Below are 23,313 nucleotides of genomic sequence, written 5' to 3' on the forward strand. Positions count from 1 at the left end.
AACACGCAGGGGGTATTCCTGCGTGTCTAAAACATTACTATAAATATTTGAAAAATTATACACCTTTTTTATGGTAATTGTCAACAACAAAACGGCTGATTTTTAATCAATATGACCAAAAACAGCCGTTTTCACGTGCAAAAATAAATTATTCGTCTTTTATTTTACTGCGTGATTTCATTTTCATCTGATCTAACAGACGTTCATCCGGCGTAAAACGGATCCGGATATTTCCCTTCTCTCCCTTTGCCACGACAATATAATGGTGATCCTCTTCGTTACGGGAAGAATAATCCTGCTGTGGCAGATTCTGAAAACCATCCAGTGCATGAGATCCCTCCGGTGCCACGACCTCTACCTTTTCCAGATCAGTCCGGCACATGGTTTTTCTTGTATTCTGCGCAATAATTCGGTCAAAATCGATCTGCCCGTCCACAAAAACGTACTCGTAATCAATATGTGGATTTGGAAGAAAATAGATCATTACAATGTCTGCGATCACTGCCACCAGTAATCCAATGATCTTAAACATCCCGGGAGCTGCCACCAGTGCAAGAATCGGTAAAATGACACAGGCGGCCAACATAAGCCGCCTGCGCATTGATTCTTGCTGTGTCAACCGGGAGTGTACATATGTGTCTGAATACAATCCTTCGTTATACATAGCTTTCCTTTCGTAAACACCGGTTATGGGTGTTAAAACCTCTTATATTGTTGGAAGTTTCGCAGAAACTTCTAATGCAAAATTCTTTATGATACGCTATGTGGAAACTACCAATCACAAGTAGTTCCTAACAGCGGAAGTTTCGCAGAAACTTCTAATGCAAAATCTTTGATTTTGCTATTTACATCATACCCATTCCAGGAGCTCCACCTGCAGGCATTGCAGGAGCATCCTCCTTGATATTGGATACGACAGACTCTGTGGTCAAAAGTGTAGATGCAACACTCGTTGCGTTCTGAAGAGCACTTCTTGTTACCTTTGCAGGATCAACGATACCTGCCTGAACCATGTCAACATACTCCTCGGTCAGTGCGTTGAAGCCAACACCCGGCTCAGACTCACGAACCTTGTTGATGATAACAGCACCCTCAAGACCTGCATTGTATGCGATCGTAAACAATGGGGCTTCAAGTGCTTTCAGGATAATGTTGGCACCAGTCTTCTCATCGCCCTCAAGACCTGCAGCAAGCTTTGCAACCTCTTTAGAAGCATGAATGTAAGCAGATCCACCACCGGAGATGATACCCTCTTCTACAGCAGCTCTTGTTGCAGCCAGAGCGTCCTCCATACGAAGCTTAGCTTCCTGCATCTCTGTCTCAGTTGCAGCACCTACACGTACAACTGCTACGCCGCCGGCAAGTTTAGCCAGTCTCTCCTGAAGCTTCTCTCTGTCGAAGTCAGATGTTGTTTCCTCAATCTGAGCTTTGATCTGAGCGATACGTGCTGAGATTGCATCCTGATCACCGGCACCATCAACGATAACAGTGTTCTCCTTCTGTACCTTAACAGATTTAGCACGACCAAGCTGATCCAGTGTTGTCTCTTTCAGGTCAAGACCAACCTCATCAGAGATTACAGTACCACCTGTCAGGATTGCGATATCCTCAAGCATTGCTTTTCTTCTGTCACCATAGCCTGGAGCCTTAACAGCAACTACGTTGAAGGTTCCTCTCAGACGGTTGATAACGAGTGTTGTAAGAGCCTCGCCTTCAACATCCTCAGCAATGATCAGGAGCTTAGCACCGCTCTGAACGATCTCCTCAAGAAGAGGAAGGATTTCCTGAATATTAGAAATCTTCTTATCTGTGATAAGAATGTATGGATTGTCAAGGTTTGCTTCCATCTTATCCATATCTGTACACATATAAGCAGATACATAACCACGATCAAACTGCATACCTTCTACAAGATCAAGCTCTGTATGCATTGTCTTGGACTCCTCGATCGTAATAACACCATCATTAGATACCTTTTCCATTGCATCGGCAACCATCTCACCGACACTGTCATCACCAGCAGAAATAGCAGCAACACGTGCGATCTGATCCTTACCGGTTACCTTTGAGCTCATAGATGCGATTGACTCAACGGCACAATCACATGCCTTCTTCATTCCCTTACGGAGAATGATCGGGTTTGCGCCTGCTGCGAGGTTCTTCATACCCTCATTTACCATTGCCTGTGCAAGTACGGTAGCGGTTGTTGTACCATCACCTGCTACATCGTTTGTCTTTGTGGCAACTTCCTTTACAAGCTGTGCGCCCATGTTCTCGAAGCCATCCTCAAGCTCAATGTCCTTTGCGATCGTAACACCATCGTTTGTGATCAGTGGTGCACCGAATGACTTATCAAGTACAACGTTTCTTCCTTTTGGTCCCAATGTAACCTTAACGGTATCTGCAAGCTTATCTACACCTGCTTCCAAAGCAGCTCTGGCATCTGCGCCAAATTTAATTTCCTTAGCCATGTTTACAAATCCTCCTATCTAAATTATAACAGTCTCGTCACTGTATGCCTGATGCATTAGCCTTCAACCTTAGCTACGATATCATTCTGGCGTACGATAATGTACTCCTCATCCTCAAGCTTTACGTTTGTTCCGGCATATTTTGAATAAATAACCTTATCGCCGATTGCGACTTCCATCTTAACTTCGTTTCCATCAACAACTCCGCCCGGTCCTACAGCAATTACTTCTGCCTGCTGTGGCTTCTCCTGTGCATTTCCCGGAAGAACAATGCCGGATTTTGTGGTCTCTTCTGCTTCTAACTGTTTTAAAACAACTCTGTCACCCAATGGTACTAATTTCATGAAAATGACCTCCTTATTGACTATTTTACTATTAGCACTCACTCTATCCGAGTGCTAACCATAAACATAATATATTGCATTTCGTTTTATTCTGCAAGTTTTCCAAGTTAGTGATTTTATGTATTATGAAATATATTTTATTATTTCTTCCAATATCTCCTTTTTTCTCTTTTTATCTCTTTATTACATTTTCTTTGACTGTGCAGGTCAATTGCTATATAATCATTATACAATATGATGATTTTAATCCTGTCATACATTTTGATTCCACTATCATTATTTATATAGGAAAAGGAGGACATAATGAAAGAACAGCTTTATACCATCCCGGTAAATGATGCGTTCGCCGTAGACTGTGAATGTCCGGTCTGCTCCATGTACGATTCCCTGGAGAAGGATGCGATTGAATTTACCATGGGACCAAGCTATATGGAAGATGACATCCGTATGGAGACCAACAAGATCGGCTTTTGTACCCACCATGTGAAACAGCTTTACAAGCATCAGAACCGTCTCGGTCTTGCTCTGATCCTTCACACACACATGCAGCGCACCAACCGCGATCTGGAGGATCTGCTTTCTTCTGACAAGCCGGTCAAGAAAGGGCTGTTTGCCAAGAAGACAGAAAATGCTTCCCCGGTCACGGAATATATCGAGAATCTGAATCATTCCTGTTATATCTGCAACCGGATCGACCGGATCTTTGCCAGATATCTGGCAACCATCTATCACTGCTATGAGCATGACGAGGAGTTCCGCCGGAAGTTTGCTGCTTCAAAGGGCTTTTGCACGAAGCATTTCGGTATGCTTTACGAGGGTGCACCGTCAAGTCTTTCCGGCAAGCGCCTACCGGAGTTTATCAAGACTCTGAATGAGGTTTATCTGACCAACATGAAACGTGTTACGGATGATCTTGAGTGGTTTACCGACAAGTTTGACTACCGCAACGAGGACAAACCATGGAAGAACTCCAAGGACGCACTGCCCCGCAGTATGAATAAAACGAACAGTGTTCTTCCACAGTAACCGGATCCGGATGAAATATTTGTCGAACTGCAGGCAGATTACACATGTATCCTGTTACATAATCATTTTAATTTAAATATTACTTTCAATAACAATACCGGCAGATCATAGCAATATGACCTGCCGGTATTGTTTTGTATATTTTATTTCATTACGCCTTATGCATATCCTTATTTAACAGCTCCTTGATCTCCCGTGCTCTGTTCTTAATGCGATCATTGGCATCTCTGGAGATCAGCACTCTGGAGATCCAGCGGCTGGACTCCTCAAACTTGCCGATTCTTCTCGCAAGCTCAGCCAGAAGATAACTGACGGTTATCTCATCCATTCCGCACATCGGGAAGGACTCCTTGGAAAATGCCGTTTCAAAACCGGTATATGCATTCTCCAGCAGCTCCTTCTCCTGCTGCTTTAATTCCTTTAACTGTATCTTATAGTTTGGAAGCTCCTCCGAAAGCGACTCTGCCTTTCCGCGGCAGATCCACGCCATCTTCAGACAAGTATATGCCCGCTCGCTCTCCTTCGCCTTCTTGATGACGGTATTGAGCAGCGCGAGCTGGTGACGTTCCAGTGCATCATCATAGGTATAAATGCTGTCCGTGGCCGGAAGCCCCTTGAAATTTGCAGAGATATGTTCCCGTATCAGCCTTGCCTGTGCCGGCATCATAAACTTAAAGAAACGATCGAGTGCTGCATATCCGCAGTACGGACATGCCACTGCATCATATTTCAGACAGTCAACATACTGATACTTTGGGCGCAGATCCGTATCTGCCGCCAGAAGTTTTACCTTGCCGGTGCGAATCTTCTTAGAGTGAAACTCCTGATCGCATACCGGACAGACATATGTCTTCTCAAAAAGAAAATCTGCTTCTGTGGCTGCCGGTGCCTTTTTCTTTGCTTCCTGTGTATCATTTTCCTTCTTAGATGCATCCTCGAATACTTCTACCTTCTCCAATTTTCCCAGACCTAATTTTTCAAGACCGGAAAAAATGCCTTTCATGTAAACCCCTCCATTCTATGAATTGCTTATCATTTATTCGGACGGTAAGAACTCTTCAGGGATACGATCCGGTTAAATACCAGGTGATCCTTGGAGGAATCCTTAGAATCCACACAGAAATACCCGTGACGGACAAACTGGAAACTCTCTGTCGGCTCTGCCTCTGCAAGTGCAGGCTCAACGAAACAGTTATCCATAACGGTCAGAGAATTTGGATTCAGATTGATGCTGCCATCCTCATTGTATACACCCTTCTCCTCGTCAACGATATTCTCGTAGAGACGAACCTCTGCCTTCTGTGCGGTATCCGCACATACCCAGTGGATCGTTCCTTTAACCTTACGTGCATTGAAACCGGATCCACTCTTCGTCTCCGGATCATAAGTACAGTGAACTTCTGTCACATTGCCATCCTCATCAGTCACATAATCAGTGCATGTCACAAAATATGCGTTCATGAGACGAACCTCATTGCCCGGATACAGACGGAAATACTTTCTCGGCGGCTCGATCATGAAATCCTCACGGTCGATGTAAAGTTCTCTGCCAAACGGCACCTTACGGGTACCCATTTCCTCATTCTCCTGGTTATTGGAAACATCCAGATACTCAATCTCATTCTCCGGATAGTTTGTGATCACAAGCTTGATCGGATCTAAAACAGCCATCATACGCGGACGCTTCAGCTTCAGATCCTCACGGATACAATACTCGAGCATTGCATAATCCACTGAACTCTGTGACTTGGACACACCGCAAAGCTCCATAAACTTGCGGATGGACTCCGGTGTGAAACCACGGCGGCGAAGTGCAGCGATCGATACAAGACGCGGGTCATCCCAGCCGTCTACGATATGCTCCTCAACCAGTTTCTTGATATAACGCTTTCCGGTCACCACATTGGTCAGATACAGCTTGGAAAACTCAATCTGCTTTGGCGGATTCTCAAACTCCAGCTCACGTACCACCCAGTCATAAAGAGGACGATGATCCTCAAACTCGAGTGTACAGATAGAGTGGCTGATTCCCTCGATTGCATCCTCGATCGGATGTGCGAAATCGTACATCGGGTAAATGCACCACTTATCTCCTGTATTATGATGATTCATATGTGCCACACGGTAAATGATCGGATCACGCATGTTGATATTCGGTGATGCCATATCGATCTTGGCACGAAGCACCTTCTCTCCATCCTGAAACTCATCATTCTTCATGCGTTCAAACAGATCTAAGTTCTCCTCGATCGAACGCTCTCTATACGGACTGTCCTTGCCCGGCTCTGTCAAGGTACCACGGTATTCTCTAATCTCATCCGCTGTCAGATCACAAACATAAGCCTTGCCCTTTTTGATCAGCTTCACTGCACACTCATACATCTGATCAAAGTAATCAGATGCATAATATACCTGTGCCGGATCAAGATCACCGCAGATCCACTTGACATCCTCCATGATCGAATCAACGAACTCGGTCTTTTCTTTCATCGGATTCGTATCATCGAAGCGAAGATGAAAAGTACCATTGTACTCTTCTGCCAGTCCTGAATTTAACAAAATCGACTTGGCATGTCCGATATGCAGATATCCATTCGGCTCCGGTGGAAATCTGGTCACTACCTTTTTGCAATGACCCTCTTCGATGTCCTTGTCGATGATATTCTCGATAAAATTACGGGAAACCACCTCTGTCTCCTCTGTCATATTCTCTAATTCTTTACTCACTGTGTCTCCTCCTTTGGTGACAAAATACTTTTAATATCATACCACAATAAATGGTTTTCGCAAAGACATTTTTTTGACAGTACCTGTAACTGCACCTGTAGCATGAAAAAAGAGCTTCCTCCCGGAAACCCTTTCCTGTATCATTCTGAATCATTCTTACTTAAAACGGTGTCCTCCCAGACGGAATCTTGCGCCGGAAAGATATACACTGAAAAAGTGAAAGCTGTCAAAGTTCTTCTTAGAACCACGGTACATGATATAATCCTGTCCGGATAAAACTTTCTTCGCCGCCTTGATGCAGTCCTTCCACTGGCTGCTACCGGTACGACCTGCATCATACTGCGCCAGACGCTTGTTTAATGCACCGTTGCGAACCGGTGAAAACTGCCCTCTCTGGTAAATAACCTTGCGGATCGTATTCGGAAATGCCTTTGATGAGACACGGTTCATTACGACGATACCAACTGCTAACTTGCCCTGGTAGCTTTCTCCACCAGCCTCACAGTTAATGATGGATGCCATAAGACGAAGATCTGACTTTTTATAAGACTTCTTAGATGATGTTTTGTTCTGTGTATTGACTGCAGCCTTTGTCGATGTGCCGGCAGCCTTTGCAGCAGCAAATACTGTGTTCTTTGAGAAACCAATAACCAAGATTGTTAATAGTATGAGTGTTGCATATTTTTTAAACTTCATGATAACCTCCTGAATGAAAGTAACAACGCAGTGTATTTTGCCGTAATGTTCTTGTCGGGCAACTGCCTGTTGCTTAACATTTATGTAACAATTATATCACATTATTTTAAAAAATCAACCCAATTTGCAATATCTAAATTTCACGGATCGTCACAAGGCACATTTTTATATAAATAATTCACAAAAATCGACAGGAAATTGCGTCACTTTTAATGCATTGTGACATATTTCCTGTCGATTTGTAATTTTCTATATTAGTTGATGTAATATTTGTAACAATTTCATGTGTAATATTTGTAACAATCTTTCAATAAATCGGCCTTACAGCCTGCAAAGCCTTTATTTATCGGTATTTGAGCATATCCTGATAGACTAAATTACCACCAAAAAGATCAAGGGCACTGCCAATTGTAAAATCTAATCTCTTCTGCCCCTCCGACTCCAGATAGGCGAGATCCTCCATGGAATGGATACCACCTGCGTAGGTGACCGGACAGATATTTTCATGTCCCAGGAAGGAAACAAGCTCACGCTCCACACCGTTTTGTCTGCCCTCAACATCCACTGCATGTACGAGAAATTCATCACAGTAATCCTGAAGCATAAGCATGGTTTCTGTCGTCAACCGTACATTTGTCTTATTCTGCCAGCGATCCGTCATAATATAGTAGCCATCCTCATATCGTCTGCAGCTTAGATCAAGCACAAGCCTGTCCTTACCGGTCAGAGCAGATAATGCCTTTAATCGTTCAAAGTCAACTGCGCTATTTCGGAAAACATACGATGTTACGATCACATGGCTTGCTCCCATATCCAGAAAATGCTCTGCATTCTCCAGACAGATTCCGCCTCCGATCTGCATTCCACCCTGAAATGCATTTAAGGCTCCCTGTGCCTGACGTAAATCAGCCTCATACCACTCGCTTCCCACCGGATTGAGCAGGATAATATGACCGCCATAAAAGCCATCCCTGCGGTACATGTCGGCATAATAGGCTCCATCATATTCTGAGACATAATTATTGTGTGCCTGACCCCCGGCATCCCTGAGACTTCCGCCGACAATCTGCTTTACGGAGCCGTTGTGAATGTCTATACATGGTCGAAATCTCATTTTGATGTTATCTCCTTTGCAATCTCTTTAAAATCCGCATCCTTAGATATGGTATAATGACCTATTTTAATCTTACTGCTGTAGCCATTATCCTCCAGATACTGATCAAACTTTTTCGCATCCGATACCAGACCAAGATTCTCCAGTTTCTGGCTCACACGATAAGACCACTCTCCGGCATGGATCGTAAATTCCTTCGTTGATTTATCGAAATCTTTCTTGATCTTATCTTTTTCTTTTTTAAACTCTTCATCGGTTGACTCTGTTTTAGAAACGCTTTTATCCGGTTTGGATGTTGCCTTGGCTGTCTTTTGTTCTGTTTCAGCTGTTGTCTCCGGCTTCGCGGTTGCCTGTACAGCTTTCGGCTCCGTGCTTGCAGCCCCCGCCTCCGGCGCTGCACCGGCAGTCTCCTCCTTCGGTGCAGCACTTGTCTTTGCTTTCGGTGTTGCTGTCTCAAATAATTTTTCATCGGAATCCGCATATGTCATGCCAAGCTGTCTGGCTTTCCTTATCACTGCCGTGTCTGAGGTTCTCATCAGACAGGAGATTCCAAGGATCACCGCTGCAAACAAAACACCTGTTCCAAATCCACGCATAAAGGATTTCTTATCCATAATACCCTACCTTTCTTATCGACTCGCTTTGTATAGATCGATCACAAGCTTTACTTCTCCCTGACCGATCGAAAGCAGCTTCGAAATATCAAAGACAGAGTTTCCTTCTTTATAAAGCTTTATAATTTCTGCATTGTGATTGTTTGGATTTTCTGATGCAACATCCTCCGAATCGTCCTCTTCAACGGTTTCACGGGCTGCCCTGCTCTTTTTCTCCAGATCCTTCGTAAGCTTCTGCGCCTGCGTACTCTTCAGATTCTTATTCTTCTTTTTCTTTTGAGCTTCGTCCGGCTGCCTGTTCGTATCTTCCGGCCGCGAGGCTTCTGCCTCCACAGCAATACGGCTGCCCTGAAGTTTTTTCAATGCATCCATCATCTTCTGATATTCCTGCGCTGTCTCATTATGGATCTGCGCTTTGACCGAATCGACATGATGAACAAGGTCTTTGACGTCCTCCTCCTTTTCTTTGAGCATATCATACAGGAATACTACCTCTTCATGATTTTTTGTCATACGCGCGAGCACTTCCTCGGAATATTCATTCATTCCAAGCAGCTTGTCATTGGAAATCCGGCTCAGCTCCTCCGATGCGGAGTTGATCAACTCTTCCTTATACTGTTCCATCTCCTCCCTGACCTGTTTGGAATCCTCTGACCGGACCGGTGTACTGTCTGCGTTCGTTTCAGACGGCTCCCCGGATACCCGAAAGCTGAATATCACTGCTCCAAGTCCAATCGCTATCATTATCAATTCTACTGCTAACATGTTTTTACTCCTCTTTTGTTGTTCATTATGGCTAAATCTTCATATCAAAAAAGCTTCCACCGATTTCCGGATCCTTGTTTTCTTCCTTCGATGTTTCCCCTGACTGTCTCTTACCGCGTCCCCCTGAACCGTCCTGACGTCTCCGTCTCTCATCATCGCGCATGTTGTATTCTTTATTCTCTGCCTTTGTACGACGGATTGTCTGATGAGAATTCTTCTGTACCTGCTGCTGCACCTGCGATGCAACCTCCTGCTGTGACTGCTCGTAACGCACCTGATCACCATGCTGTATCTGGGATACCTCCTGAGACTTTGGAGGCATTGTTATATAATCAATTGTCAAAGACATAAATAATCACACCTTTCCGGTCTTTTGCAGACCAAATGCCGCAAAAGCTTTTACGCTGTATACAAAGCTTATCAGATTGCTCTGATGCGGATGTCAGCCCCGTCCCGCACAAATGCACTGTGCTGTACCTCTGAGTTGATGTTGGTGCTTACGGATGAAATGGTCATCTTGACGCCCGGATACACGATATTCTCCGCAACAATGCGTCCGCTGTCCTTTTTCCTGATCTCCTCGGAAAGTCCGGCACGCTCTGCCTCATTATCCTTCAATGCCGCATCGATCTCCTTGATCCGAAGCCCTGCACGTTTCATGGATGCGAGCTTTTCTTCATCGAGCTTTCCCTGTGTGTCCAGCCGCTTCTTAAGAAGAAGCACATTCTGCACCAGTGATTCCCGTTCCAATGCCAGCTGCTCTGCATCCTTTTCCAGTAAATGATACCGCTCAACGAGCTTCGGGTCAATCCCAACTTCTAACACCGTTGTAGTTCCCATTGTAGAGCCGATCGTTTTTGCTTCGATCCTCGTCTTTGTTTTCAATGCACCGCCGGTGATCATGCCACGTTTTCCTCTGGCAATAATATCATCCTCCGCTGTCACATGACTGTGCATGATGGCATCGGTAATCACTCTTCCTCCGCACTCAACGGATGCGCTTTCGATAAAATTGCTGATCACATCTCCCCCTGCCTCAAGCGATGCCTGTCCTTTTCCCTGGATTCCACGCTTCAGAACGATCTTTCCGGCGGTTGCAAGTTTTGCTCCCTCCACAACGCCATTGACAATGATGTCTCCGGTTGCCTTGATTGCATAACCGGTCAGCACATTTCCCTTGACAACAACACTTCCGTCATAGTCGATATCGCCGGTTGAAGCACCTACATCAGCAGGCACTTCATACTGATTCGATACAAACACCGTCTCATCGACCAGCGTGACATTACCGGAAACATCCGAATACATCTCTAAACCATCCTCAGACAGATGAATATTTCTGCCATGCTTTAAAATACGCTGCACTACCTTTTTGGGCTTAAATTCTTCCCCCATCACATCTATGCCGCTGATCCCCGTATCTGCCGGCGCAAGTGTGGCAAGATGCTGTCCCTCACGCACATGCTCGATCATGTCCAGATGGTGAAAGTCTACGTTGCCCGACTCGTCCATTGCCGGATGGCAGGTTTTATCAACGTCAAAGTGATAGGTGATCTTCGCATCTCTTCCCTGTACCGGAGGCTTTGCCTTGGCGATCAGTACATCCGTACAGTAAAGATGTGCTTTTAACAAAAGCGCTGCGTTTTCTTTCAGGATACCATACTGAACGCCGTTTTGCCCGATCCGTTCCACAAGCTCCTTGAGCGAAAGTCGCTTTCCTCCGCTTGATGGGGGATAAAGGCGGATCTTTGCAAACTTCCTCTCCGGATCGATCGTGACCACCGGAAACTCATTTTCCGGCAAGATCTTTCCGATCATGATCCGTTTCTCAGCATTTACCGTTTCTGACGCTTTCTGCACAAAAGAGGTGATGTCATCCACCGAAACGTCCATGATCTTTTTCTGCTCCAGATAATATAAAATATCGTCAACTGAAAGTGGCGCGCCTCCCTCCAATGCCGGATAAGACTTCAGATAGACGCCGTCCTGCTTTTGTACAAGCTGAAAAAATGCATTTCTTTTCATACGAATCTCCTCCCTGTATCATCTCTAAAATGCGAAGGCTGCCACAGCACCGCGGCAGCCTATATGTTCCAGATACCAAGGACTCCCATATTCTCAGTGCCTAGTTTTTCTTTCATTTTACGAAGTGATTTAGTATGAAGCTGTGATACTCTGGACTCCGACACCTCCAGAATACTGCTGATCTCTTTTAAGGTCATTTCTTCATAATAATAAAGTGCGATCACCTTCTGCTCCTTCTCGGTCAGTTCGTTGATTGCCTCTGCAAGAAGCCGCTTAAGATCCTGACGTTCCACTACCTGCTCCGGCTGTAAGAATGCCGCCTTATTGCCCTCCTCTGCCTTAACTTCGCTGCCCTGTTCCAGATACTCATCCAGAGAGACAAGATTCGCCACCTTTGTCTGATTGAGCATGGCATCCAGTTCCTCTAACGATACCTGAAGCTCTTCGGCAAGTTCCTCGCTGGTCGGCGTTCTTCCAAGCACACTCTCCAGATGACTTGCCGCCGTATCCAGCTTCTTCTGCTTCTGACGCAGTGTTCTCGGTATCCAGTCAAGCTTACGGATCTGATCCAGAATCGAACCGCGGATCCGCAGGCTGGCATACGTCTCAAACTTAACGCCCTTTGTCAGCTCAAACTTATCAATCGCATCGATCAGACCAAATATCCCATAACCGGTCAGATCATCATATTCAACCGTATACCCGAGATACATTCCCATTCTTCCGGCAACAACCTTGACCAATGGCACATACTCAATGATCAGCTTTTCTCTTAGCTTTGGGCTGCGCGTTTTGATGTATTCTTCCCATACGGCGGTTCTTTCCTTCTCATTCATAAATTCCCCTCATCCCTGTATGAAGCCTGCTGCTTAGTGATCCGATGTCTCCTCTGCTTCTTCCGACTCTGATGATTCCTCCTGTGCAGCTTCCTGCGCTTCCTTTACCATCTCATCCGTCACTTCCTTGACGAAACGGTTGCTGACCATAACCCTCTCGATAATATGTCTTGCCAGACATCCTATGATATAGAAAATGATAAGCGCTGCCAGCAGGATCTCAAGACTGTATGTCGTATCCATATGGCGTACGATCGATACAATACATACCACAGCCCCGGCAAGCAGTGTGATCACTTTCGGAATATACTCTGTCTTCAAAATTTTTCTCCTCCGGGGGATTCCCCTGATCTATATAATCTTTTCCGGCTTGCCAACGGATTTTATCAGAAAATCCCCGGTTTCCGGATAAAATTCAACGGTTCGCCCGTAATTGGCTCCGGTATCTTCCGCCAGAATACGGATCCCGAGTTCCTTTAGCTTCGCCTTTACAGCCTCAACGTTGCGCTCTCCTACCCGCAGCATGTCATTGTTGGTGCTGAACGCAAACATCTGCGCTCCCCCGGCAATCTTTGCCGTGAGCATTGAACAGTTTGCACCTTCGTTCCGAAGCATTTCGATCAGAAGATCGATTCCGGTATCTGCAAATTTTGCTTTGTTCTGATTCTGACGAACCTTTGTGCTGTCCGGAAGCATCACATGTGCCAAACCCGCAGTTCTAGTCGTTCGGTCGTACAAAACGACACCGACACAGGATCCGAGTCCCAGTGTTGTAATCGCCCCCGGGGCATGACAGACATTTACGTCCGCCATTCCGACTTTGATCATTCCTTCACTCATTTTGCCACCTACATTCCTAATGAATTCAATATATGTGCATAAGATTCCATTGTAGGTATTAAAATGAAATACCCGCAAACATCCATTTCTTCATCCCGAAACTGGGACTCGATCAGGAGTGCTTTGTCTCCAAGCTTTCCAAATTCAATCGCAGGAACACTTAAAATGGCTCCTGCCATGTCCACCGCAAGGCTTGGAACGGTCGGGATAATGCTTAAGTTTGTAAGCTGGGATATCGCGGTGAGGTAAGCTCCGGCAATGATATTGCCGATCTCCAAAAGTGCCGATAATTCCATCTCGGTAAACTCATCGGTTACATCGCTTCCATCGCTTCCCATCAGGCGGTGTACCAGATGGTGTGCTGCATTGTTTTCCAGAACAAACAGCATAGATCCCTCAATATCTCCCTCAAGGCTCAGCAGGATTCCTGCCACCAGCTCCTCCGCTCCACCAAGAATCTCTGCCAGATCCTTAAATGCGAGCAGCTCAACCTTTGGAACATACATATCTACCCTTCCATTGATCAGCTTCGCAAGAGCCGTTGTGGCATTTCCTGCTCCGATATTGCCGATCTCTGTCAGAATATCAAACTCCATCTCTTCAATCTTATCTTCCTTGATCTGCATGGATGTCACCTCATATCATTATGATACTGCTTCTTTGTCATTTACCACATTTGCAATGTTAAGCAATGAGATCAGTCCGTCCGCCTGCTTTCCAATGCCACTAAGATACTGTATTCTTGAATCACCTGCACTGTCTGCACTTGTCGGCTTGTCTATGGCATCCTCCGACAGGGTCACAACCTCCTTGACCTCATCCACAATAATTCCGATGGCGGAATGCTGCTCAAGCTTAATGATAATGATCCTGGTTGCGTTTGTATATTCATCCGGTTCCAGATCAAACTTCAGACGAAGACTCATGACAGGGATAACCTCACCACGCAGATTGATCACACCCTTGAAGTAATGCTGTGCCTTTGGTACTCTTGTGATTCTCTGGTTGCGGACGATATTATCCACATACTGTATGTCAATGCCATACTGCTCTGAGCCGAGCCGTACAACAATATACTGCTTTTCATTTGCTACCGTGTCCATATTCTGTACATTACCGTTGTTCATATTACCCCTCCATTCTCAGCCAGCGGACTTATACCAGTGTGTTAACCTCAAGTATGAGAGCGATCTCACCATCTCCCAGGATCGTTGCACCACTGATAATCTTACTGCAGTTGATATAGCTTCCGATCGACTTGATAACAACCTCCTGCTGTCCGATCAGATTATCAACGACAAGACCTGCCTGCTTGTCACCCTTCTTTACAATAACGACCGTCAGGCTTTCCAGATCCTGTGCTGCGCTCTCGACATCCAGGATCTGATCCAGTCGGATCAGAGGAATGACGGTTCCTCGAAGATTGATCACTTCCTTGGTCTGAACATACTTAATATCAGAAAGAGGCACATCCTCTATCGTCTGAATACTTCCAAGCGGGATGGCATATTTCTCATTGCCAAGTTCTACCATCAATGCCTGAATGATCGCCAGTGTCAATGGAAGGTGAATGATAAAGCTGCTCCCCTCTCCAATAACGGAACGACACTCAATATTGCCGCCAAGACCTTCGATCTTGGTCTTTACAACGTCAAGACCAACGCCTCGTCCGGAGACATCGGTAATCTGGTCTGCAGTAGAAAAGCTTGGCTGGAATAACAGATCGATAATCTCCTTATCAGTCATAACCTCTGCCTGCTCCGGCGTGATCATCCCCTTTTCAAGTGCTTTGTTACGAACCTTCTCAATATTGATGCCGGCACCGTCATCACGCACCTCAATATTAACGTTATTACCATCCTGATAAGCGTTCAACCAGATATTTCCAACCTCGGACTTACCAAGTGCGATACGATCCTCATTACTCTCAAGACCATGATCGGCTGAGTTACGCAGCAGATGCTGTAACGGATCACCGATCTCGTCAATCACCGTACGGTCAAGCTCTGTATCCTCACCGGTCATATGAAGCTCCATTTTCTTGTCAAGTTTCTTGCTCAGGTCACGGATCATACGCGGAAAACGATTGACAACGCTCTCAATCGGAACCATTCGTACCTTCATCACTGACTCATGAAGATTGGTGGTAACACTCTCCAGATATTCAATCTGCTCATTAAAGCTGTTATCGTTTCTGGTATTCTGCGTGTTGGAACTGATAGAAACAAGACCGTTTTTGGCAATGATCAGCTCACTGACAAGATTCATCAATACATCAAGCTTCTCAATATCTACGCGGACGGTTCTGCCCACTGCAGGCTTAGCAGATTTCTTTTCCGGTTTCTTTTCGGTTTCTTTTTTGGTGTCCTTCTGGACGGCAGCAGCACCTGCCTGCTTTGGTTCCGGCACAATCTTACTCTCCTTTGCTGCAGGCTCCTGCGCCTTGGCAGCCTCCTGCTCCGGAAGCTTAAACTCACCGACAACCGCCTCTTTAATCTCAGAAACGTTCTCGATTGCTGCCTTCACCTTCTCCGCAGATTCCTGTGTAAAATAGATCAGGCTGAAGTTCATGTCGAACTTCTCGTCCTCAATATCCTGTACATCCGGCACCGCCTTCATAACCTCGCCAAGCTCCTCCAGCGCCTTAAACACCAGAAATGCTCTGGCAGCCTTTAAGATACAGGTCTCCTGCAGATAAACCGTGATGCCGAGAATATTAAGATTCTGCTCCTTTGCTGTCTCAAAGGTATTGATCTCATAATCGGATATTGAAATCGACTCATACAATGCACCACCCGCTGCATTGTCAGCGGCAGGCACCTGTGCGGCAGCAACTGCCGGCTTCGGCTGGCTTGACTTTCCGGTTCCCTTCTCCACGATATCATTTAATGCATTGATTATATCCTGATTCTCCTCTGTTCCCTCATCGGCAGAGTCAAGGATATTGGCAAGGTACCCCTCCAATGCATCCAGTCCACGGAACAATACATCAACAAGCTCCGGCTGCACCTTCATGTTGCCGCTGCGGATCTCCTGAAATACGTTCTCCATGTCATGAGTCAGGCGCTGCATGCGCTTGTAGCCCATCGTTCCCGCCATTCCCTTCAGAGAGTGTGCCGCACGGAAGATCTCGTTGATCGTCTCCATGTTCTCCGGCTCCTGCTCCAGGATCATCAGCTGATCACTTAATGTCTGCAAATGTTCTTTTGTTTCATCAATAAAAATTTCAAGATACTGACTAACATCCATATTATCGCACCCCCACATGCTTTGTAATTGCGTCAGCGATCAGATTCAGATCCTGTACCTCATCGACCACACCACTCTCGGTAACTACCTTCGGCATGCCGTATACGGTACAACTTTCTTCATTCTGCGCTATCACATAGATTTTGTTGGTTTTCTCGAGTTGCAATATTCCTTTGGTGCCATCTGCACCCATTCCGGTCATCACGACACAGGTGATATCATCAAATGAGCTCTCCCTCAATGATTCATACATGATATCCGCACATGGCTTTAATCCATTTCTGGCTTCTTCCTCCCGGACTGATAATACATATTCACGCCTGTTCTTCTCAATGACTCGCATCTGAGAACCACCCTTTGCAATATAAACCGTTCCCTTGCAAAGCACCTCTCCGTCCTCTGCCTCCTTGACATGGATCTGGCTGAGTTCGTCAAGACGTGCGCCCAGTGAATAGGTAAATCCAACCGGCATATGCTGCACAAGTAAAACCGCCGCATCCAGATTTGCCGGAAGTTTCGGAATCACATCCTGCAAAGCCTTTGGACCTCCCGTAGAGCATGCCATTGCAACCAGCTTGCCGGCACCTGCCACTCCTCCTGCTTTAGAGTGCGGCACTCTGTTTTCCTGTGGCTTTGAAACGTTCTCATGTACCTCCTTGCTCATGCCAAACGCCATGTGGATTCTTTCCACAAGCTTTCCTGCGAACTCCTCGGAGCGGACGCTGAAAAGACTCCCCGGCTTTGTCACAAAATCAAAGGCTCCAAGCTCCAGTGCCTCGATCGTCTCTCCGGCTCCTTTTTTGGCAATGGTACTGACGATTACAACCTTCTGATCATAGCCGCGCCGCTTCATCTCCTTGAGCATTTCAATTCCGTTCATGCGTGGCATGATAATGTCAAGCACAACTGCATCGATGCTATGCTCCTCAAGAATTTTCAATGCTTCAAGTCCGTCCTTTGCACTAAATTCTGTATGTAATTCCTCATCTTTATTAATTATATCAGATAGAACTCTTCTCATGAGTGCAGAATCATCTACAATCAAAATATTTTTCATGTCATTACTCCATTTTCCCATAATTATGTCAAAAATAACCAGGTCCCAGCTCGTGTTCGGTCTTTCTGTTTATCTGGAACGAAACTGATGTTTAAATACCTTTGTAAAGAAACCGGCGATTCCACGTGTTGTATCCATAGGGGAAATTTCCTTTTTCTCATCCTCAAGCACCAGCGCCAGCTCCAACATGGCTCTCGCTGCAGGCGCATCCGGAAATGCCAGCGACAGAGGCTGCTGCTGCATCACTGCTTTCGGAAGACGTTCATCATAGGGAATGGCTCCCAGATAATCCATATCCATTCCAAGGAACTTGTTGACAACTGTATTTAATTTCAGATACAGCTCTCTTCCCTCTTCGTAGCTCTGGATCCTGTTCCCGATCATTTTGATGGATGTCGCCGTCGGATCAAAGCCGTTGTGCCGGTGAAGTGTTTTGAGAAGTGCGTAAGCATCGGTAATGGACGTCGGTTCCGGAGTGGCTACCAGAAGCACCTCAGAGCTTGAGGCAACCAGCTCGATAACGGCATCTGATATTCCCGCACCCGTATCGATGATCACGACATCCGCATAATGATCCAGCTCATACATCATACGGACAAGGCTTAAGATCTGATCCCTGTTTAAATTGGTCATCTCCCGAAGCCCTGAACCACCGGAGATAAATCCAATCCCCTCCGGTCCCGTGCAGATAATATCCTTTACCTCACGTCCCCGGAACATCATATCTGCAAGGTTATATCTCGGACGTATTCCAAGCATGATCTCTATATTAGCCAGTCCGAAATCTGCATCCAAGATCACTGTTTTCTTGCCCATGCGGCTCATCTGGATTGCAAGATTTACCGATACATTTGACTTTCCTACGCCGCCCTTTCCGCTTGTGACCGTGATCACACGCGCCGAATGCGGTTTCATATTCTGTTGTTTGATAATATTTCTAAGCTGCTCTGCCTGATCCATCAGCTGTTCCCTCCCAGAAGCTGTTTTGCCATTTTCTGTGCATCTACTTTTCCGATATCATCCGGCACATTCTGTCCCCAGCTCACATAAGACAATGATGCCCCTGTTAACATACGGATATTTAATATGTTTCCGACTGCATCTGTTTCATCTAATTTGGTAAATATCAAACTGTATTTGGTAATCTCCGAATAGGATTGTGAGATCCTTACCAGATCCCGGTATTTGGTGGTTGCACTCATCACGAGAAATACCTCCCGTTCCTCTTCCGGTACAGTCTCCAAAAGACCATGTATGTCTTCCTTCTGTTCTTTATTGTTGTGAGAGCGTCCTGCCGTGTCGATCAGTACAAGATCATATTTCTTGAGATCCTCAAACGCCTCTGTCATTTCTCCGGCGGAATATACAACCCTAAGCGGTACTCCAAGGATATTCGCATATGTCTTAAGCTGCTCTACCGCAGCAATCCGATAGGTGTCGGATGTCACCAACGCCACCTTGGCTTTGCTTGACAATTTCAGCATGGATGCTAATTTGGCGATTGTTGTAGTCTTTCCTACACCGGTCGGACCAATGAAAAAGATATATTTCTTTTTCTTGGCATGCAGATCAATGAGATGCGGCCGCCCGATCTTAAGAACGATCTTCTGATAAACACCGGATAACACATTATCCAGAGAAGCATCATTCTTAATACTGTCCTCAATTTCCTCAAGGATCTGTTCGATGTAAATCTCATCCACTTCGTTGTTTTTCATCTGGGAACGGATCAAACGCAGATACGCCTTATTCTTGTCCGAAATCTTTTTCTTTTTGCCTGATTTCTTTTCCTTCTCTGCAGTTTCTGCCGCCTGCACCTGCTTCTCTAACAGTTTCTGCAAATCACTCAGCTTTTGCTCGATAGCGTTGGTCTGTGCCTCCGTCTCCTCCTTCACGGATTCTTTTTCTTCTAAGATCACCTGATTCTTTTCCGCAAGCACGCGCTTTGCAGCCTCTGCCTTCGCCGCCTTGGAATCCGGAGCCGGTGCCACATCTCCACGCATCGCCTCCTGCAGTTTTGCAAAATCAGGCATGTCCTTCGCTGATTCCTCCAAAACAAGTTCATCAACAGCAGCTGTCACCTCAACACTTTCCTTGCGGAAGAATTTTGCAAGCCCTTTTGGTATGTTCTTTTTTATATTCATGATCACCGCATCTCTCCCCAGTTCCTGTCTGGCAAGCTCCGTTGCCGCCTCTTCTGTTTTTCCGATATACTTTTTAATAATCACTATACTGTCACCATCCCAATTGATTGTAATTCAACGTCATTCTCAATCTCATTATAAGAAACAACGATCAAATCCCTGAATTGCTCTTCTGTAATCTTCTTGAAATACATTCGAACGATCGGCGAAGTGATGATGATCGGATTCTTGCCGAGTTCTTCCATCTTCTCCACCTCATCCCCGACAGATTCAAGGATTCCCTTTGTTCTGTCCGGATCCAGATTGATATATGCACCCTGCTCCGTCTGTTTGACAGAACTCATGATCTCCTGCTCAATCTTCGGATCAAGTGTCACAACACTGGTCATCTCATTTGCAGGGAAATACTTATTGGAAATCGCCCGCTTGAGACTCTGTCTGACATACTCCGTCAGTACATCAGTATCTCTTGTCGTTGTCGCATTATCTGCAAGTGTCTCAAAAATTGTTACAAGATCCCTGATAGAGATTCCTTCCCGCAAAAGATTCTGTAACACCTTCTGGATTTCTCCGACGCTTAGCATCTTTGGCACAAGCTCGGAGATCAATGTCGTATTCTGTTCCTGAATATTATTGATCAGGTTCTGTACATCCTGACGCGTCAGAAGCTCATCCAGATGATTTCGGATCACCTCCGTCAAGTGCGTTGCTATGATCGAAGGCGGATCAACCACGGTATAACCAAGTGATTCGGCACGCTCTCTCTGCCCCTCTGTGATCCAGAGTGCCGGAAGATGGAAGGACGGTTCAAAGGTCGGGATACCGGTAATCTCCTCCTCCACATATCCGGGGTTCATTGCCATATAATGGTCAAACAGGATCTCACCCTCACTGACAGGAACGCCCTTGATCTTGATCACATACTGATTGGGATTAAGCTGAATATTATCACGAAGACGTATCATCGGAACAACACAACCAAGCTCCAGTGCTATCTGACGACGAATCATAACAACACGATCCAAAAGATCACCGCCCTGATTGACATCCGCCAGAGGAATAATTCCATAACCAAATTCAAGCTCGATCGGGTCAACCTGCAGCAGGGAAACGACATTCTCCGGACGCCTGATCTCCTCCGCCGTCTCCTCCTCAGCAGTAACCTCCTCCTCGATCTCCTGCTCCTCCATCGAAGATTCCATAACTCGTCCAACTGCAATAAACATCACGGCATAAACAAGACAGATCCATGTCTGTAACGGCGTCGCAATGCCAAGAAATACCATCGTGCCACCCACGATATAAAGTACCTTGGGAATTGAAAACAATTGCCGCATCAGTACACCGCCAAGATCCGACTCCTTGGAAACCTTTGTGACAAGGATACCGGTTGACAATGAGATGATCAGTGACGGGATCTGTGACACCAGACCATCACCGATCGTTAAGATCGTATATTTCTGCAGTGCCTCATCCATACTGAGTCCCTGCATCATGATGCCAAGCACAAGACCTCCAACAAAATTGATCGCCGTAATGATCAGACCTGCCGTGGCATCTCCCTTAACGTACTTGGTCGCACCATCCATGGAACCGAAGAATGCAGCCTCATCCTGAATCTTCTGTCTGCGTTCCTTCGCCTGCTCATCCGTAATGGCTCCTGTATTCAGATCGGCATCGATCGCCATCTGCTTACCGGGCATGGCATCGAGCGTAAAACGTGCCGTCACCTCGGATACTCGCTCGGAACCTTTGTTGATCACGATCATCTGGATCAATATCAACACGACGAAAATGATTACGCCGACGATCAGATTACCTCCGCCGACAAAGTCACCGAACGTGGCAACAACATTACCGGCATATCCGTTTAACAGAATATTACGGGTAGATCCAACGTTCAGGGACAGACGAAACAGCGTTGTCATCAGCAGAATCGTCGGAAACGCTGACATCTGCAATGCCTCCTTGGAAAACAGTGCCGTAAAAAGAATGATCAGCGCCAGACTGATATTTAACAGGATCAAAAAATCCAGCAAAAGCGTCGGAATCGGGATGATCAAAAAGATAACCGGAACCAGTATGTATAATCCCAGCAATAAATCCGATCTCTGCATAGTAGTCGTTCTCCTTTTCTGTCTATATAAAGCTCTGCCCTGCGGGGAGCAGATCATAATCCACTAATTAACACGTCCTGTCAGACTGTATACATAAGCAAGAACCTCAGCCACCATCTGATACAGCTCCGGCGGTATCTCAGCTCCGATCTCCACATTGTGGTACAGCATCCTGGCAAGTGGCTTGTTTTCTACAATCTCTATGGCATTTTCCCGTGCCCTGTCCTTGATCTTCTGTGCCAGATAATCAGCCCCTTTTGCCACAACGACCGGTGCCTCATTCGTATCCTTATCGTACTTGATGGCAACCGCAAGATGGGTCGGGTTTGTAATGACCACATCTGCATTCGGCAGATCCTGCATCATCCTTCGCTGGGATGCCTGCTGCATTCTCTGCTTCTGCTGGCTCTTCACCTTCGGATCTCCCTCGGAGTTTTTATATTCGTCTTTAACCTCCTGCTTGCTCATCATCATATCCTGATGATACTTCCATTTCTGGTAAAACAGATCAAACATGGCGATCACTGCAAACAGTGCACTGATCCGGATCCCGACATTGATCACGGTATCTCCGATCACTGCGATTGCCTGCGGAAGCGTATACGAATACATCTTGTAGATCAAAGGCCACTGGTTCTTCAGATAAGAGTACACCACATAAGCAAGGATAACCACCTTCGCAATGGATTTGAAAAGATCCATGATCTTATCCTTGGAAAAGAGTCTTTTCATGCCTGTTACCGGATTAAACTTATCAAACTTCGGCTTCAGCGGTTCTGCCGTCACCTTCCATTTAACCTGAAAGACAATTGCAACGATCGTCACAACAAGTCCAACGATCATGATCGGAAATGCCGCCACAATAATATTCCAGAAAGATCCACGGATAATTGTTCTGGCGGTGTTAAGAGTAAACGGTTCACTCGTATAATCACTGATAAAACCGATTGTCTGTCGGAAACTTGTCATAAACCGGTTGCCGATAAATCCGACAAAGATCTTAAGCATAAAGAAAAATGCGAGAAGCGTTGCTGCGGTAACCACCTCGGTACTTCGCATAACCTGTCCCTTCTTGCGGGCATCCTCCAGCTTTTTGGCTGTCGGTTCTTCTGTTTTCTCGCCATCCTGTCCTTCCTTCGCAAACAACTGCAGATCATAGGACAGATAATAATGCTTTTCACATGCTTCCTGCTGCATAAATAATCCTCTCAAAAGATGTCTTCTATCTTAAGCCATAACTATTTTATACTATAACTCATTTTTCTCGAAATAGCAACGAGCATCCCTG

23 protein-coding genes are annotated in these 23,313 nt (G+C 45.8%); 1 reads left to right on the forward strand and 22 read right to left on the reverse strand.

All coding sequences use genetic code 11. The annotated features are described in order from the left end of the window. Window positions 1-148 precede the first annotated feature (148 nt). From ACZLMD_RS03705 to ACZLMD_RS03715, 3 genes are all read right to left on the reverse strand, one after another. A complete protein-coding gene (locus ACZLMD_RS03705) occupies window positions 149-664 on the reverse strand; it encodes a DUF6106 family protein (protein WP_118559651.1) in 516 nt (171 codons plus the stop codon). A gap of 181 nt (window positions 665-845) precedes the next feature. Continuing rightward, window positions 846-2,471: a chaperonin GroEL gene (groL, locus tag ACZLMD_RS03710; RefSeq protein ID WP_022306068.1), complete on the reverse strand. Its 1,626-nt coding sequence runs from the start codon at window positions 2,469-2,471 to the stop codon at window positions 846-848. 56 nt (window positions 2,472-2,527) lie between these two features. Continuing rightward, the gene (locus tag ACZLMD_RS03715; protein ID WP_022306069.1) at window positions 2,528-2,815 is read right to left on the reverse strand and encodes a co-chaperone GroES; all 288 of its coding nucleotides are present in this window, start codon (window positions 2,813-2,815) and stop codon (window positions 2,528-2,530) included. A 303-nt stretch (window positions 2,816-3,118) separates the two neighbouring features. Here ACZLMD_RS03715 and ACZLMD_RS03720 point away from each other — a divergent pair, with 303 nt between their 5' ends. Further along, entirely contained in the window at window positions 3,119-3,841 is a 723-nt protein-coding gene (locus ACZLMD_RS03720; protein WP_022306070.1) for a DUF6062 family protein, read from the forward strand. Window positions 3,842-3,992: 151 nt separating this feature from the next. Here the strand turns inward: ACZLMD_RS03720 and ACZLMD_RS03725 are convergent, their stop codons facing one another. The 19 genes from ACZLMD_RS03725 to flhB all read right to left on the reverse strand — a co-directional run bounded on the left by ACZLMD_RS03725 (window position 3,993) and on the right by flhB (window position 23,222). Then, window positions 3,993-4,844: a DUF2225 domain-containing protein gene (locus tag ACZLMD_RS03725; RefSeq protein ID WP_118559653.1), complete on the reverse strand. Its 852-nt coding sequence runs from the start codon at window positions 4,842-4,844 to the stop codon at window positions 3,993-3,995. Between the two features lie 29 nt (window positions 4,845-4,873). Next, entirely contained in the window at window positions 4,874-6,547 is a 1,674-nt protein-coding gene (locus tag ACZLMD_RS03730; RefSeq protein ID WP_118559692.1) for a glutamine--tRNA ligase/YqeY domain fusion protein, read from the reverse strand. A 177-nt stretch (window positions 6,548-6,724) separates the two neighbouring features. Continuing rightward, a complete protein-coding gene (locus ACZLMD_RS03735; RefSeq protein ID WP_022306074.1) occupies window positions 6,725-7,264 on the reverse strand; it encodes a cell wall hydrolase in 540 nt (179 codons plus the stop codon). A 343-nt stretch (window positions 7,265-7,607) separates the two neighbouring features. Beyond that, window positions 7,608-8,378: a phosphoribosylformimino-5-aminoimidazole carboxamide ribotide isomerase gene (gene hisA, locus ACZLMD_RS03740; RefSeq protein WP_489495138.1), complete on the reverse strand. Its 771-nt coding sequence runs from the start codon at window positions 8,376-8,378 to the stop codon at window positions 7,608-7,610. Further along, complete coding sequence (locus ACZLMD_RS03745; RefSeq protein WP_489495139.1) at window positions 8,375-8,992, reverse strand: hypothetical protein; 618 nt, start codon at window positions 8,990-8,992, stop codon at window positions 8,375-8,377. Before ACZLMD_RS03745 ends, hisA begins: the two co-directional genes overlap by 4 nt. 15 nt (window positions 8,993-9,007) lie before the next feature. After that, complete coding sequence (locus ACZLMD_RS03750; RefSeq protein WP_489495140.1) at window positions 9,008-9,757, reverse strand: DUF6115 domain-containing protein; 750 nt, start codon at window positions 9,755-9,757, stop codon at window positions 9,008-9,010. 31 nt (window positions 9,758-9,788) lie between these two features. Beyond that, the gene (locus ACZLMD_RS03755; protein ID WP_022306078.1) at window positions 9,789-10,106 is read right to left on the reverse strand and encodes a hypothetical protein; all 318 of its coding nucleotides are present in this window, start codon (window positions 10,104-10,106) and stop codon (window positions 9,789-9,791) included. 71 nt (window positions 10,107-10,177) lie between these two features. Continuing rightward, window positions 10,178-11,782: a flagellar assembly protein A gene (locus ACZLMD_RS03760; protein WP_489495141.1), complete on the reverse strand. Its 1,605-nt coding sequence runs from the start codon at window positions 11,780-11,782 to the stop codon at window positions 10,178-10,180. Window positions 11,783-11,841: 59 nt separating this feature from the next. Beyond that, window positions 11,842-12,618: a FliA/WhiG family RNA polymerase sigma factor gene (locus ACZLMD_RS03765; RefSeq protein ID WP_489495142.1), complete on the reverse strand. Its 777-nt coding sequence runs from the start codon at window positions 12,616-12,618 to the stop codon at window positions 11,842-11,844. Between the two features lie 33 nt (window positions 12,619-12,651). Further along, the gene (locus tag ACZLMD_RS03770) at window positions 12,652-12,939 is read right to left on the reverse strand and encodes a hypothetical protein (RefSeq protein WP_118559661.1); all 288 of its coding nucleotides are present in this window, start codon (window positions 12,937-12,939) and stop codon (window positions 12,652-12,654) included. A gap of 30 nt (window positions 12,940-12,969) precedes the next feature. After that, the gene (locus ACZLMD_RS03775) at window positions 12,970-13,458 is read right to left on the reverse strand and encodes a chemotaxis protein CheD (RefSeq protein WP_022306082.1); all 489 of its coding nucleotides are present in this window, start codon (window positions 13,456-13,458) and stop codon (window positions 12,970-12,972) included. Window positions 13,459-13,466: 8 nt separating this feature from the next. Further along, entirely contained in the window at window positions 13,467-14,084 is a 618-nt protein-coding gene (locus ACZLMD_RS03780) for a chemotaxis protein CheC (protein WP_118559662.1), read from the reverse strand. An 18-nt stretch (window positions 14,085-14,102) separates the two neighbouring features. Then, complete coding sequence (locus ACZLMD_RS03785) at window positions 14,103-14,585, reverse strand: chemotaxis protein CheW (protein WP_243100558.1); 483 nt, start codon at window positions 14,583-14,585, stop codon at window positions 14,103-14,105. A 28-nt stretch (window positions 14,586-14,613) separates the two neighbouring features. Next, a complete protein-coding gene (locus ACZLMD_RS03790) occupies window positions 14,614-16,707 on the reverse strand; it encodes a chemotaxis protein CheW (RefSeq protein ID WP_489495143.1) in 2,094 nt (697 codons plus the stop codon). 1 nt (window position 16,708) lies between these two features. After that, window positions 16,709-17,764 carry a chemotaxis-specific protein-glutamate methyltransferase CheB gene (gene cheB, locus ACZLMD_RS03795; RefSeq protein WP_118559664.1) on the reverse strand — a complete coding sequence of 352 codons (1,056 nt, stop codon included), beginning with the start codon at window positions 17,762-17,764 and terminating at the stop codon, window positions 16,709-16,711. A gap of 69 nt (window positions 17,765-17,833) precedes the next feature. Beyond that, on the reverse strand, window positions 17,834-18,724 hold the full coding sequence (locus ACZLMD_RS03800) for a MinD/ParA family protein (RefSeq protein ID WP_118559665.1): 891 nt from the start codon (window positions 18,722-18,724) through the stop codon (window positions 17,834-17,836). Next, complete coding sequence (flhF, locus tag ACZLMD_RS03805) at window positions 18,724-19,992, reverse strand: flagellar biosynthesis GTPase FlhF (protein ID WP_022306089.1); 1,269 nt, start codon at window positions 19,990-19,992, stop codon at window positions 18,724-18,726. Before flhF ends, ACZLMD_RS03800 begins: the two co-directional genes overlap by 1 nt. Next, on the reverse strand, window positions 19,992-22,025 hold the full coding sequence (flhA, locus tag ACZLMD_RS03810) for a flagellar biosynthesis protein FlhA (RefSeq protein ID WP_022306090.1): 2,034 nt from the start codon (window positions 22,023-22,025) through the stop codon (window positions 19,992-19,994). Before flhA ends, flhF begins: the two co-directional genes overlap by 1 nt. A gap of 63 nt (window positions 22,026-22,088) precedes the next feature. Next, window positions 22,089-23,222 (reverse strand): flagellar biosynthesis protein FlhB, encoded by a 1,134-nt coding sequence (gene flhB, locus ACZLMD_RS03815; protein ID WP_118559667.1) that lies wholly within the window; start codon window positions 23,220-23,222, stop codon window positions 22,089-22,091. Window positions 23,223-23,313: the final 91 nt, after the last annotated feature.

The sequence above is a fragment of the Jutongia sp. genome, assembly GCF_057878315.1.